This window comes from Kitasatospora purpeofusca (assembly GCF_036010405.1).
GTDB classification, from domain to species: Bacteria; Actinomycetota; Actinomycetes; order Streptomycetales; family Streptomycetaceae; genus Kitasatospora; species Kitasatospora purpeofusca.
In genome coordinates, this window is the sequence record NZ_CP108561.1 from 1,797,427 (window position 1) to 1,809,996 (window position 12,570).

Below are 12,570 nucleotides of genomic sequence, written 5' to 3' on the forward strand. Positions count from 1 at the left end.
GGTCGGTGATGTGCAGGTGGCAGTGGGCGTCGATCTGCTCGGTGCTGACGTGTTCCCAGGCGGCGGTCCACTGCCGGGTCCGGGAGGGGTGGGCCGCGCGGTGGTCGTCGCCGGGGGCGTCGTCGATGGTGTCGTACCAGACGCCGAGGGCGCGGGTGCGCTCGTGGTCGGTGGGGGTGTGGGTGATGTGTCGCTCCGAGGGTCGGCGTACGGGTTGGGCAGGGGCCCTGCGGGTCAGGCGGCCTTCAGGTGCTGTTCGGCGTCGTCGTTGTGCTCCCAGGCGGTGCGGTGGGCGCGAAGTCCCCGGAAGCAGGCCCAGGTGCCGGCCGCGACGACCAGGCCGGCGGTCGCGATGAGCACGCGCAGGTGGTCGGCGGGCCAGAGCGCGACCAGCAGCCCGGCCAGCGGGAGCGGGGCGAGGATGAGCAGGACGGTGGTGGCGAGCGTGGCGGCGAAGTCCCGTTCGGGGATGAGCCGGGTGCGGGCGGTACGCAGGGCGACGGTGACCGCGCCCTCGCCGGCCATCAGCAGTGCGACGGCGGTGGTGTAGAGGGCCAGGTCGGGTGCGAGGGCGCTGGCAATGGTGGCGGCGCACATGGCGGCGGCCGAGGCAGTGCCGACGGCGAGCAGGCCCCACCGGTCGATGGCGCGGTGAGCGGCGGCGACGGCGGCCAGCGAGAGGGCTGCGGCGATGCTCCACACCAGGCCGACTGCCGCGCTGGTGTGGTCCAGGGTGCGGGTGACGGTGATCGGTGCGGACACCTGCAGGAGCCCGCTGGCGAGGTTGACGCAGGCGAGCGCGCCGACCAGCCAGGCCAGCGCGGGGGTGCGGCGCAGGGTGCCGAGGCCGGTGGCGAGGGCGGTGAGCGGGTACCGGGCCGCGGGTTCGGCGGTGACGAGGTGCAGGCGCGGGTGGTGGGTGCGTACGGTGGCGGCGACGGTCGCGGTGACGGTGGACAGGACGGCGACGGCGGCCAGCAGCAGTGCGGGTCCGGCGAGCAGGAGCAGTCCGCCGATCAGCGGGCCGGTCAGGAGCGCGGTCTGGTCGGTGCCGGTGAGGACGGCCTGCACCCGGTGGGCGCGGTCGCCGGCTCGTCGGCTGGCCTCGGCGCCGACCGCCTCGTTCGCCAGGAAGCTCGCCTCGGCCAGCATGCCCGCGGTGACGCCGAAGGCCAGCACCAGCCAGGGGCCTGCTCCGGCGGCCAGGCCGGCGATGGTGGCGAGTGCGGCGCCCGCCCGCAGCAGGCTGGTCGTCAGAACGGCGACGCGGGGGCTTCGGCGGTCGATGATCGGGCCTGCGCCCGCGATGGCGATCAGGCGCGGCAGCCATTCCAGGAGGAACGCCAGTCCGGCCCAGGCCGGCGACCGGGTGAGGGTGAGGACGAGCAGCGGCACGGCGTACATCACGACGGCTGCGGCGAGGGAGTCGGTGGCGCGCAGGAGGTAGCAGCGCAGCAGCCAGTCGCGCTCGGCCGCGCCGGCTGGGCGGTAGCGGCGGGTTGCGGCGGTCGGACGGGGCAAGGCGGTCTCCCTGGTCGGGCGCGGTGGGGTGGTGGGCCGGATGCGGCGATGCCAGCGATGCCGTCGGTGGCCGGGTCCTCGGCGCCGTCGGGGTTCGGCGGGGGTGACCGGTCCGGTCGGTGGCGGCGGTGTGATGGCCTGTCGCCCTGGTGGTGGGCGGTGCGCGCTGTCGGTGCAGTGCGGTTCAGCGGGTGGGGCGCCGTGGGCCGGGTTGCGGCGTGGTGGCCGGGGCGGCGCCGGTCGGCGGGGAGGCGTGGGTGGGTCTGCGGGCGGAGCGGGCGCGTGCCGCCCTGGCCGTTTCGTCGGGGTCCGGAACGGGTGCGCCGATCCTCGCGGTGACGTGCGCGGCCAGGTCCGGCAGCGGTCCGTTCGCGAGCTGCACGGCGTAGGGCCATGCCTGGTGGTCGCGCAGTTCTTCGAGGCGGCGCCGCTCCGGGGCGGACTCGGCGCCGGGCGCCGTGGCCGCGGCTTCCTTCCAGGCGGTCCGGATCTCCTGGATGCGGGCGAGCGTGTCCGCCGTCGTGTGCAGTGTTCGCAGCTGCGGTCCCACGAGCGGGTCGAGGTGGTCGTCGGCGACGGTGGCGGCCCGGATGCCGGTGACCAGGTGCGGTCCGTTGGCGAGGATCGTCTCGACGTGGCGCCAGGGACTCCGGCTTCGGGCGGCGCCCAGGTCCCGGATGTCCTCGGCGGCGAAGCCCATCACGACGGTCCGGGCCTCCCACAGTGCCCGCTGGTACTGCGGTGCGAGGGTGTCGTTGATCGCGTCGGCAAGGGCGGCCGGGGCCGCGCCCGCGGCGAGGGACACGGTGCCGGGCCTCCGGACGGAACCGAGGTTGTACCCGCCCAGGCCTTCGGGGACCGCGGCTCCCACGATGAGCGGGGAGTCCTCGCCCATCTGCACGGCGAGGAGCCGTTCGCCTGCCGGTCCGGTAAGGAAGGCGGCGTCGTGCGGGGCGGCTGTGGTGGTCCACGGCGCCCTCCAGCCCCAGGTCTCGTCCTGGAGGTCGGCGAGATCGCGGCCGGGGGTGAGGTGGCACGGCTCGGCGGACCAGAGCGGCAGGTGCTCGGCCAGGTGCGTGGCGAGCGCGGAGTCGGGTGCCGGGCCGCGCGGCCGGTCGGGCAGGGCCCGGCCGTCCTCGTCGAAGTACACCAGCACGGACTTCTCCGCTGCCGAAGCCGCCCGCGCGGAGCGGCGGGAGGGTGTGAACAGGGCGCTCGGCTCGTGCCACTTTCCGTCGCTCAGGTGGCCGGCGAACATCACTGACTCCCAGTCGGGGTCCGTGCAGGGGACGCGGTCGCGGTGGGCGGCGAGCAGCTTCTCGAACGCGGTGAAGTCTTCGCTGCGCAGGTCGGCGTGGTCGATGTAGAGGTTGGTGTCGTCGGGCATGGGTCCGCTTCTTGGTCGGGCGTCGTCGGGGAATGGCACAGGGGCTCGGTGGCCGGGCCCGGGGTGGTGGATCGGCCGCCGACGGAGCCCTGGTGGCGTCCGTCGGCGGCCGGGTCAGCGGCGCCGTCGAGGGTCGGCGGGGGTGGCGGGGGTGGCGGGCGCCGCAGGGGCGCTGGCCGGGCCGGGCCGGGCTCCGTCTGCGGCGGCGAGGTGGGGCAGCTTGGCGATGTGCCGCACCCGCCAGGTGAGGACGGCGGTCTCCGAGTCGGCGCTGTCCAGCTCCCGCCATGAGCGGGCCCGTTCCAGCAGCGTCTTCGGGTTGTGCCCGGCCGCCTCGGCCTCGGCGAGCGCGGCGGCGAGCGCGTCGAACTCGGGCGCGGCCAGCACGCGGTGCGCACCCTCGCCCGGCATCGCCCGGCGAACGGCCTGTTCCTGGCGCTCGCGCACCTGCGGCGGCAGGGCCCGTCCGCGTTCCTGCAGGACGGCCATGGGCCGGGCTGCGGCGTGCCGGTAGGCGGCGCGCAGGTGGGCGGCGGCCTCTCGGGCGGCGGCGGCCTGCTGGCGGTGGCCCTGCTCCGCGTGCCACCGGCCGGTGGCGATGACGAGCAGGACCAGGAGCGACAGCAGGGTGGCTGCGGCCGATCCGTCCGGGCCGCGGTTGCCCGCGTACCCGCCGGACAGTACGGCGCGGGCGGCGCTGCGCACCGAGCGGGCGGAGGAGTTGGCTGCGCGCACGTGCGATCGGGAGGCGCGCTCGTAGGCCCGGGCGGCTGCGAGCAGCTGCTGTTTCTGGGCGGGCAGGGCGGTGGCGGCGAGCGCGTCGAGGACCTCTCCGGTCGCCTCGGTCACCGCGGCGGCGTCGGCCGGTGTCTCGCCTTCGAGCACATCGAGGGCGTCAGCGGCGGCGTCGGCCGCCCACAGCCGTGCGGTCGCGGCCGGGGAGCGGCGCCCGCCGGGCGTTCGCCCGCCGCCCGCCGGCGCGGCGCTCTGGTCGTCGGCCGTGCGGTCGTCGAGCGGCTCCGCGAGGCGGCGGCGGATCCTGGGCAGCGTCAGGTCCGGGGCGAGCCGGTACCCGCCGAAGAACACCGGCTCTCCCCCACTGTCGCGCTCGCCCACCAGGGCCACGCTGTATCCGAGGGTGTCGCCGGACGGCCCGGTCTTCCGGTTGACCAACACGCCTGCGGCCTCCAGCCGGGCGAAGAACTCCTCCTCGTCGCGAGCGCCGGCCAGGGCCTGGCGGGCGGCGTCGCGCAGCCGCTGGCGGCTCGTGTCCTCCTGCCCCAGGCGTTGGGCCTTGTGCTTCTCGCGGTTCGTCGGCTCCTTGGCCGCTGTTCCGTCGCCGGGGTTGAGCTGCCGCAGTCCCCACTCCTTCTCGATCGTGCGGCATGCGGCCTGGGCCCGGGGGTAGTCCCTGCGCAGGCGGGCCTGGGTGAGGTCCCCGCGGACCGTGGTGGCGACGATGTGGATGTGGTCGGTGGCGTGGCGCACGGCCACCCACCGGCAGCCGTCCGGATCGCCGTCCGGGGCGATGCCGGTGGCGGCGACGACCCGGCGGGCGACCTCGGCCCACTCCTCCTCGGTCAGGGGCCGGTCGTCCGGGGCGGTGCGCACGGAGCAGTGCCAGACGTGCTTGGCGGGCCGGCGGGCGCGGCCGAGCTGGTCGACCCGCATGTCGAGCACGGTCTGCAGCTGCTTGAGCGAGGCGTCTATGTCGCGGCCGGGGTCGGGGGCGAAGCCGTCGAAGGAGGCGACCAGGTGTGGATCGGTGTGCTCGTCGCGGCGGCCGGGGCCGTAGAGGTAGGCGAGCAGTCCGTAGGTCTTCGAGCCCATGACGATGTTCGGCACCATGCGGTCAGTGGCCCTTCAGGAGCTTGGCCGAGGCGGTGTCGATGGCGGTGACGGTCGTGCGTACGGCGGCGAGGGCGGCGACCAGGTCGGCCGGGTTCGGCAGGCCCCCGGAGTTCAGCTCGCGGGCGATCTGGTTGAGGTTGTTGCCGACGCGAGCGGTCTGCCGGCGCGCGGCGGCGAGTTCGTCGAGCGATCGGTCGAGACGGTCGTCGGGGTCGAAGGAGGTACTTCGTCGTGCGGCGGCGAGCGCTGCGGCGGCGACGAAGCGGGCGGCGGTCTGCGCGCGTTCGGTGGCGGCGCTCTTGATCTCGGACTCTTCGGACAGGCTCAGACGGACGGTCAGCTTGCGCTGGCGCTGCTGCGGCTCGTGGAAGCGGCGGCGCGGGCGGCGAACGGTATTCGGCTCGTCGTCGGCAGCGGCGGTCATCGGTGGTCTTCCTGTCAGTTGGTCCTGTGCGCCGATGCCCCCCTGGCTTCGGCGAGTCGAAGTCGAGTCGAGCGCCCCCGCTCGGCCCGGCTTCGGCTTCCCCGCCCCCTTGGGCGGGGCGTGCGCCGTGGACCGTCCGATAGGACGGTCCGCGGCACTAGCTCGCTCCGCCGTAGGTGGCAACCCGTCCGGGATGGGGCCGGTTGGTGGTCGGGACAGCGGTGTCGGCCCGTGGTGAGGGACCTGAACGTGACGGCTAGAAGTCGTCGTTGGTCAGGCCCCGAGCGGCGAACGCGACGGCCAGGTGGTCCATCACCAGCTCCTCCACCTGGTCGCTGGTGAGCTGCTGGGCCTGGCTGTTGGCCGTACGGCGGACGGTCCAGCGGCCCTCGCCCGCCGGCGTGGCGCTGTGGAGGTGGCCGCGGCTGGCGAGGACGGTCAGGAAGTCGGCGACGAGGTCGGTGTCGGCGAGGACGGCGTTGCTCATGAGGTGTCTCCGGGGGGTTGGGTGGGGGTTGATGAGGCTGTGGGGTCCGCGGTCACCGGTGCGGTGGCGGGGGTTTGTCGCTGCGGAGCTGCTGGACGAGTTCGCCGGCCACCTGGTTGGACACGGGCAACCCGCTCTCGCGGATGGCGGTGGCCACGACGGCGCGGGTGATCCGTCCGGCCCTCGCTGCGGCTTCGCGGCCGATCCGCAACATCTCCTCCGGGTCGGAACCACCGGACCGAGAGCCCGGACCGCCCTCGCCCGGACCACCGGACCGAGAGCCCGGACCGTCCACGCCCGGACCACCGGACCGAGAGCCCGGACCGCCCTCGCCCGGACCACCGGACCGAGAGCCCGGACCGCCCTCGCCCGGACCACCGGACCGAGAAGCCGGACCGCCCTCGCCCGGACCACCGGACCGAGAGCCCGGACCGCCCTCGCCCGGACCACCGGACCGAGAGCCCGGACCGCCCTCGCCCGGACCACCGGACCGAGAGCCCGGACCGTCCACGCCCGGACCACCGGACCGAGAGCCCGGACCGTCCACGCCCGGACCACCGGACCGAGAGCCCGGACCGTCCACGCCCGGACCACCGGACCGAGAGCCCGGACCGCCCTCGCCCGGACCACCGGACCGAGAAGCCGGACCGCCCTCGCCCGGACCACCGGACCGAGAAGCCGGACCGCCCTCGCCCGGACCACCGGACCGAGAAGCCGGACCGCCCTCGCCCGGACCACCGGACCGAGAAGCCGGACCGCCCTCGCCCGGACCACCGGACCGAGAAGCCGGACCGCCCTCGCCCGGACCACCGCGGTCGATGCGTCGGCGGATCCGTGTCGCGATGCGCTCGCGGAGCCGTGTGCCCTTGCGGTGCGCACGGAGTTTGTCTTCGGCGGACCTGGGCGCTGGCGTCGGGGTCCGTTCGGGCGCGGGCTCCAGTTCCGCTCGGACGGTACGGGTGACGGCCTTCGTCAGTGTGCTGGTCGCGGCGTCGAGGTGGTCGGTCGCCTCGACGGCCGGGTTGGTGCCTGTTCCGGCAGCGGGGCCCACTGCGGCCGGCAGGGTGGGCTGGTCGGCGGATTCGGGCGTGGTGGTGCCGTGGCGCGTGACGATGATCCCGAGGTGGACGGCGCCGGCCAGTGCGAGGGGCGCGATGGTGCTCAGGGCTCCGACGGCGGTGTCGCCCAGTTGCAGGCTGTCCGCTTGTGCGGCGGCCTGTTGGTTCAGGCGGACGGCGTGGGCGGCGTTGGCCCACACGCTGGTGCCGGTGGCGCTGGAGAACAGCGCCCAGGTGTAGGCGCGAGCGGTCCAGGGTGCTTCCCGCAGGATCACCAGCGCGCGGACGCCGTAGCCGATGAAGCCGTCGACGACGACCGGGAACAGGTAGGAGAGCTGTCCCCGGACGTGGATCGCCTGTGCCATCTGCTGGAGAGCGTCGTAGGAGAGGGCGAAGCCGAAGGCGCCGAGCACGCCGATCGCCGCGATGTCCCAGGGGGATACCCGGGGTCGGCGGTTGATCACGCGGCGACCGCCAGGCGCGTCGTGGGGACCTTACGCAGCTCCTTCGACAGCCTGATCTCCTGGTGGCGCATCGAGGCGGGGATGCTCTCCAGCTGGGTGTTGGCCCGGCTGCGGCGCTTGGCCGCGGCCTTGTAGCCGATGCCCAGTGCTTCGGACCAGACGGCGAGCGGGATGCCGGCCTCGATGGCGACGCGGACGACCGCGCGCTTCTCGCGTTCGGACAGACGCGGGCGCTGGGTGCTGGTCAGGGTGGTGCGGACACGGTCGAGGTCGAGTCGGCGGTCCTCGTGGTAAGTGACCATCTCGTCTAGCTGGTCTTCCGTGTGGCCTCCGCGGATGCCGTCGCGCACGCCGCACTCGACGGCGTCCTGGAGGCACTCGCTGCGGACCGGGCACTGCCGGCACAGAGCGAGGGCCTGGCGGTGGCCGGCGACGCGGGGCGGGGCGAAGAAGATGTCGGGGTTGGGGATTTCGGCGCACTCGGCCTTCAGGCGCCAGCGGGGGTCCGGGCGGTCCGGGACGGTGTAGGCGGCATCGAGGTCGGCCGCGACAGCGGTGGTCGTGTTCATTCGGGGCAGGTCTCCGGTCGCGCCGCCGGATCGGCGGGCGGGCATGGCGGATCCCGGGGGCGGCTCGGCCGGCCTCGCGCGGGAGCGCTGGGTGTACGGGGATCAGACGAGGGGGGCGCGTCGCCGGTCGGGTCCGGCGAGGACTGCCTTGTGGCACATCTGGCGCAGGCGGCTGGCCGTGCGGTCTCCGAGCAGACCGGCCAGTTCGGCCGGGGTGACGTTGCTCGTGATGATGGTCGGCAGTTGCTGCTCGTACCGGTGGTTGATCAACCGGTACGTCGTCTCCTCGGTGAACTCCGAGGCCCGGCCTGCGCCGAGGTCGTCCACGAGCAGCAGGGGGGTGCGCTCCAGGTCTCGCATCTCGCGCTCGGCGTCCGCGCCGGGGCGCGGTCGCATCATGGCGTGCAGGCCGACCGAGGTGATCGCCTGCCAGCGCAGCCGGACGCCAGCGCCGAGCAGGAAGCGGATCGCACCGTACGCCTGGTGGGTCTTGCCGGTGCCGGTCTCACCGAGCAGCAGCAGCGAGGAGGCGCGAGCGATGCCGAGCTGCCCTTCGGGGCCGCGGCGGGCGGCCTGCTTGACGTGCTCGACCCAGGCAAGGACCTGCGGGTCGTCGGCCGTGGCGTCGTGGAAGCGGGGCGGGATCCGCGAGGCGGCCAGCTCCAGGGCATCCCGGTTGTTGAGCTGCGGGACCGCAGAGCGCTCGGGCACGCCGATCACGGCGGGGTCGACGCCGAGGCGCGCGAAGCGGTCGACGATGCCCTGCAGGCCTGTGCCGGCCCGGCGCGGTTCGCGGTCGCGGCCGGCCATCACAGCTCCCCGGTGTAGGCGGCGGACCCGCCGGTCGGGTTGGTCCACGCCCGGTACGGCGCGCCGGCGCTGCGGGGGCGGCCGGGGGTGAGTGCTTCCTGGACGAAGCCCTCCAGTGCGGAGGGGTTCATGGGCTTGTGGGCCAGCAGCCGCAGGCCCGCCCGGACCTGCTCCTGGCTGTAGCCGGAGGCAAGGAGCTGCTGCACCTCGCGCCCGAGGTGCCCGCGAAAGCGCGGGCTGGGCGGCTGCGGGCAGGTGCGGACGTATTCGGCGACCAGAGCGTTGGCACCGGTGGTGTGCGGGTGCATCGCGGCAACGCGCTCCGCGTCCGGCCCCTCCACCGTGCAGTCCTCGGCGGGCGCGGCGCAGCCGCCCCCCGGAGGGGGTGATCCAGGATCCGTGATCCTGGATCCCTTCGTGGAGGCTGTCGTCGAGGGTGTCGTCGAAGGGTGCGGGGTCTGCTCTTCGGCGCTCTCGGTGTGTCCGGCGGTGTCCTGGTTCCCGGTGCCGGGTACCTCGCTGGAGAGGTGCTCGGGGTTGCGGTCGGTCGCGGCCTTCCTGCGAGCGCGGGCAGCGGGGGCCGGCCGGTCGAGTGCGGCTTCCTGGGTCTGGTGGAGCGGGCAGGGAGCCAGCCTGCTCCGGCTGGGGCGGTCGATCTTCTGGTGCTTGTTGAAGGTGACGATGTGGAGGAGTTCCTCGCCGTCGTCAGCAGGGTTGAGGTAGCGGCAGACGAGGCCGACGTCGGCCAGCTGACTCAGGTCCTCCTCGACGCGCTCGGCGGTGTGGACTCCGCCGTCCCAGCTCTTCTTCCTCTTCCAGATGAGCCCGCGGACGATGCCGGCGTCGTCGATGATCCGGCCGGTGTCGTCGACGTAGTTGAGCATGTAGATGAACGTCCGCTCGGCGCTGAGGGAGACCTCCGCCAGCTTGGCGTCCCGGGACATCTCAGGCTTGTGGGTGCGGATGCGCCCGTCCTGGACCGCCATCACGCCGCCTTCGCGAGCGCGCCGGCCGGGACCACGGTTCCGGTGGCGAGGTCGACGTCGTGCTGGTGGCGCCAGTCCAGGGAGGGGAGGTCTCGGGCGACCCGGTGGGCCACCGCCTCCTCGACCGCGAGCGGCAGTCCGACGGGCATGTGGGCGCGGTCGTAGGCGCGGGCCAACCACAGACCGTGAGGCTCGGACACCGAGATCCGCACGATGTCGGCGTCCGGGGCGACCCGTCGGAGACTGTCCGTGACGGCGTGCCGGGTGCCTTCCGACATCCGGTCCAGGACTGCGGGGTGGTGCGCGGCGGGTCGGCCCTGTGCCGCTCCGCCTGTACGCAGAAGCGCAAGCATGGTTCACTACCTTCTGTGTGGTAGCAGGCTGGCCGGGCTCGTCCAAAGGCAGGCCGCCTGCGGGTTGTGTCGAACGACTCACACGGTGTTACGACAGGCGCTCGGAGTTCCAGCTCCGGGCGCCGTCGTCGTTTCCGCCCCGACCCTCGGGGCTCAGTCAGGGTCGCCGCCCTGAGTCACCACCGACCGCTGCCGAGATCGCGGCGGCGAGCGACGGCGGCAGGCGATGTCACTGTTCGTACAGGCTGCACCTTGCGCAGGTTTTCACCCACCGTGACAGCCGCCGCCGGGAGGTCGGCGACTTGCGGAGCGACCCACGTCGGAACCGGCCATATAAATTGTTCCGCCATCGAAATGTGACCCCCCGTCAAAAATGCAGCGCAGGCCTGCACCGCCGGGGACGACAATAGGTAGCCACCTGGATACCGGTCAACGAATTCGCGGGATCTACGCGGGTAGCGCGACCGGTTTTCCAGAGGCTGGAAAATGATCTTGGAATGCCGGATGGAATCACCCTCCGCAAGGGGGTGGGCAGCCAACGCGCACATCACGACCTGCAATCCTCACAGTGAGCAACGACCCGACTCCTGCAACCCTGAGTGACGTGACATAGAACACTGGGTAACGGATCTTGATCGATTCGACGACCGGAGACTCCTATATGCAAAATCGAAGTCGCCGATTCGACGGCCGGTATATTCCATAGTCGAGCCCCCCGGGTTCGCATGAATACCAACTTCGAATGTTCAGGGTTGAACAATGCGTGCGATTGCTGTGAAAGAATTCGGCGGCCCCGAGGTCCTGGAGCTGTGCGAGATACCCGAGCCCGAGATCCGGCCGGGCCGGCTGCGGCTGCGCACCATCCTCGCCGGCGTGAACTTCGCCGATATCCACCTGCGGGAAGGCACCTACCCCGCGCCGATGCCCTGCCCGTTCGTCCCGGGCAACGAGGTCCTCGGCGAGGCCGAGGACGGCCGGCGCTACGTGGCCCTCGGCAAGGGCGGCGGCTACGCCGAGGTCGTCGCGGCGCACCGGAAGCTGGCCTTCGAGGTGCCCGACGGCGTCAGCGACCACGACGCCGTCGCGCTCATGCTCCAGGGCAACACGGCCTGGCACCTTCTGCACACGGACCTCAAGCTGACAGCCGAGGACACCCTGCTGGTGCCCGCCGCGGCAGGCGGCGTCGGCTCGCTCGCCGTGCAGCTCGCCAAGCGCACCGGGGCGAAGGTCGTCGCCATGGCCGGCACCGAGGACAAGCGCCGGATCGCCCTCGGCCTCGGCGCCGACGCCGTCGTCGACTCCTCCACTACCGAGGACCTCGCCGAGCGGATCGTCGAGGCGGCCAGCGGGCAGGTCACCGCCGCTCTGGAGATGACCGGCGGCGATGTCTTCTACGCCACGCTCAACGCCCTCACCCCCCGCGGCCGGATGTCCGTCTTCGGCGCGGTCACCGGCGTCGAAGGACTCGTCCCGATCACGCAGCTCGTCGGCCAGAGCAAGTCGGTCACCGGATTCTGGCTGCCCTCCCTCTACCCGTCGCGCACCCACATCAACGACTCGATGACCGCGCTGTTCGACGCCGTCCAGGAAGGCTGGCTCAAGCCGCTGCCGGGCCCCGTCTACAAGCTCGGCCAGGCCCGCCAGGCGCACACCGACCTCGCCGCCCGACTGACCTCCGGCAAGGTCGTCCTTAACGTCCGCAACTGACCCCGGGGTCACCGCTCCTCGCCGGCTCCCACCGCGCGGGCCAGGCGACCTCCCAGTCGCGACCCGGAAGGGCACGACTAACCCTCTGGGGGAACCTACACATGACCATCAGCACCGCGCGCGAGGACAGCGTTCCCGCGCAGCGTCAGGGCAATGCACAACCCGCGAAGTCCGGCTCCCTCGCCGCCCGCGCCTACGTGGTCCAGCAGGCGCTCGCCCAGCTTCCGGGCCATGTCCACGCACTGCGGGACATCGCCCGCGTGGCCAAGCTGCCCGAGGCCACCACCCACCGCATCCTGCAGGACGGTGTCGACAAGCACATCTTCGAGCAGGTCGGCCGAGGCATGTACCGGCTCGGCACCGGCACCGCCCGCGCCGGTGTCCAGGCCATGAACCGCCTTCCGGGAGCCACCGGCACGCACACCTACCTCGTCCGGCTCCACCAGGCCACCGGCGGCCTCGCCCTCCTTTACGTCCTTTCGGCGTTCGGCGGCGCGAAGCGCCTGTGCACCGACTACGAAATCGGCGGCATGGACCCGGCAGAGGTCGGCATGACGGCGGAGGACGTCGTCTCGGTCTCCCGGTCGCTGCGCACCGGGGCCTCCGGCCGGGCGATCCTCGCTTATCTGCCGCAGGACGCCCGCGAGCAGGTCCTCGCGGAGGAAGTGCCCCCCACCGCGGGCCCCGGCGTGATCAGGGACAACCAGCAGCTGGCCGACTCCCTGCTCGTCATCCGCGAACGCAGCTACGCCATCGGCCGCCAGGAGTGCATGGCGGGATGGGACAGCGTCGCGGCCCCCGTGTTCTGGCGCTCCCAGGTCATGGGCTCCGTCCTGCTGCTGAAGCCCACCAGCACGATGCCGGAAGACCTGCGCCCGCTGATCCACCACACCCTGCGGGCCGCCAAGGACATCAGCGACCTGACCACCACCCCGGTCTCCGCCGTTCTCTAG

General features: G+C 73.1%; 12 protein-coding genes and 1 pseudogene. 2 read left to right on the plus strand and 11 right to left on the minus strand.

Annotated features, from left to right (window positions below; translation table 11 throughout):
• Positions 1-234: 234 nt before the first annotated feature.
• From OG715_RS07655 to OG715_RS07705, 11 genes and pseudogenes are all read right to left on the minus strand, one after another.
• Positions 235-1,521: an MFS transporter gene (locus tag OG715_RS07655; protein ID WP_266276178.1), complete on the minus strand. Its 1,287-nt coding sequence runs from the start codon at positions 1,519-1,521 to the stop codon at positions 235-237.
• Between the two features lie 184 nt (positions 1,522-1,705).
• A complete protein-coding gene (locus OG715_RS07660; RefSeq protein ID WP_266276176.1) occupies positions 1,706-2,908 on the minus strand; it encodes a hypothetical protein in 1,203 nt (400 codons plus the stop codon).
• A gap of 114 nt (positions 2,909-3,022) precedes the next feature.
• Positions 3,023-4,756 (minus strand): relaxase/mobilization nuclease domain-containing protein, encoded by a 1,734-nt coding sequence (locus OG715_RS07665; RefSeq protein WP_266276174.1) that lies wholly within the window; start codon positions 4,754-4,756, stop codon positions 3,023-3,025.
• Between the two features lie 4 nt (positions 4,757-4,760).
• Positions 4,761-5,183, minus strand: a complete 423-nt coding sequence (gene mobC, locus OG715_RS07670; protein ID WP_266276172.1) for a plasmid mobilization relaxosome protein MobC — start codon at positions 5,181-5,183, stop codon at positions 4,761-4,763.
• 256 nt (positions 5,184-5,439) lie between these two features.
• Complete coding sequence (locus tag OG715_RS07675; RefSeq protein ID WP_266276170.1) at positions 5,440-5,670, minus strand: hypothetical protein; 231 nt, start codon at positions 5,668-5,670, stop codon at positions 5,440-5,442.
• Between the two features lie 52 nt (positions 5,671-5,722).
• Positions 5,723-5,884 (minus strand): hypothetical protein, encoded by a 162-nt coding sequence (locus OG715_RS07680; RefSeq protein ID WP_327064246.1) that lies wholly within the window; start codon positions 5,882-5,884, stop codon positions 5,723-5,725.
• Between the two features lie 1,059 nt (positions 5,885-6,943).
• Positions 6,944-7,093: pseudogene (locus OG715_RS42375) on the minus strand (DUF2637 domain-containing protein); the annotation flags it as partial.
• Positions 7,094-7,188: 95 nt separating this feature from the next.
• The gene (locus OG715_RS07690; RefSeq protein WP_266276168.1) at positions 7,189-7,761 is read right to left on the minus strand and encodes a WhiB family transcriptional regulator; all 573 of its coding nucleotides are present in this window, start codon (positions 7,759-7,761) and stop codon (positions 7,189-7,191) included.
• 102 nt (positions 7,762-7,863) lie between these two features.
• Positions 7,864-8,571, minus strand: coding sequence for an ATP-binding protein (locus tag OG715_RS07695; protein WP_266276166.1), 708 nt, complete (start codon positions 8,569-8,571; stop codon positions 7,864-7,866).
• Positions 8,571-9,557: a hypothetical protein gene (locus tag OG715_RS07700; protein ID WP_266276164.1), complete on the minus strand. Its 987-nt coding sequence runs from the start codon at positions 9,555-9,557 to the stop codon at positions 8,571-8,573. Before OG715_RS07700 ends, OG715_RS07695 begins: the two co-directional genes overlap by 1 nt.
• Entirely contained in the window at positions 9,557-9,835 is a 279-nt protein-coding gene (locus OG715_RS07705; RefSeq protein WP_266276162.1) for a hypothetical protein, read from the minus strand. Before OG715_RS07705 ends, OG715_RS07700 begins: the two co-directional genes overlap by 1 nt.
• A gap of 834 nt (positions 9,836-10,669) precedes the next feature.
• On the opposite strand from OG715_RS07705, the gene OG715_RS07710 reads away from it, so the two are divergent.
• Both OG715_RS07710 and OG715_RS07715 read left to right on the plus strand, forming a co-directional pair.
• Positions 10,670-11,617 carry a quinone oxidoreductase family protein gene (locus tag OG715_RS07710; RefSeq protein ID WP_266276160.1) on the plus strand — a complete coding sequence of 316 codons (948 nt, stop codon included), beginning with the start codon at positions 10,670-10,672 and terminating at the stop codon, positions 11,615-11,617.
• Between the two features lie 101 nt (positions 11,618-11,718).
• Positions 11,719-12,570 carry an IclR family transcriptional regulator domain-containing protein gene (locus tag OG715_RS07715; protein ID WP_266276158.1) on the plus strand — a complete coding sequence of 284 codons (852 nt, stop codon included), beginning with the start codon at positions 11,719-11,721 and terminating at the stop codon, positions 12,568-12,570.

Excerpts from the sequence above, each read along its gene's own strand:
- OG715_RS07715 (WP_266276158.1), top strand. The coding sequence starts at position 11,719 with ATGACCATCAGCACCGCGCGCGAGGACAGCGTTCCCGCGCAGCGTCAG.
- OG715_RS07680 (WP_327064246.1), bottom strand. The coding sequence starts at position 5,884 with ATGTTGCGGATCGGCCGCGAAGCCGCAGCGAGGGCCGGACGGATCACC.
- OG715_RS07690 (WP_266276168.1), bottom strand. The coding sequence starts at position 7,761 with ATGAACACGACCACCGCTGTCGCGGCCGACCTCGATGCCGCCTACACC.
- OG715_RS07660 (WP_266276176.1), bottom strand. The coding sequence starts at position 2,908 with ATGCCCGACGACACCAACCTCTACATCGACCACGCCGACCTGCGCAGC.
- OG715_RS07700 (WP_266276164.1), bottom strand. The coding sequence starts at position 9,557 with ATGGCGGTCCAGGACGGGCGCATCCGCACCCACAAGCCTGAGATGTCC.
- OG715_RS07675 (WP_266276170.1), bottom strand. The coding sequence starts at position 5,670 with ATGAGCAACGCCGTCCTCGCCGACACCGACCTCGTCGCCGACTTCCTG.
- OG715_RS07665 (WP_266276174.1), bottom strand. The coding sequence starts at position 4,756 with ATGGTGCCGAACATCGTCATGGGCTCGAAGACCTACGGACTGCTCGCC.
- OG715_RS07710 (WP_266276160.1), top strand. The coding sequence starts at position 10,670 with ATGCGTGCGATTGCTGTGAAAGAATTCGGCGGCCCCGAGGTCCTGGAG.
- OG715_RS07695 (WP_266276166.1), bottom strand. The coding sequence starts at position 8,571 with ATGGCCGGCCGCGACCGCGAACCGCGCCGGGCCGGCACAGGCCTGCAG.
- OG715_RS07705 (WP_266276162.1), bottom strand. The coding sequence starts at position 9,835 with ATGTCGGAAGGCACCCGGCACGCCGTCACGGACAGTCTCCGACGGGTC.
- mobC (WP_266276172.1), bottom strand. The coding sequence starts at position 5,183 with ATGACCGCCGCTGCCGACGACGAGCCGAATACCGTTCGCCGCCCGCGC.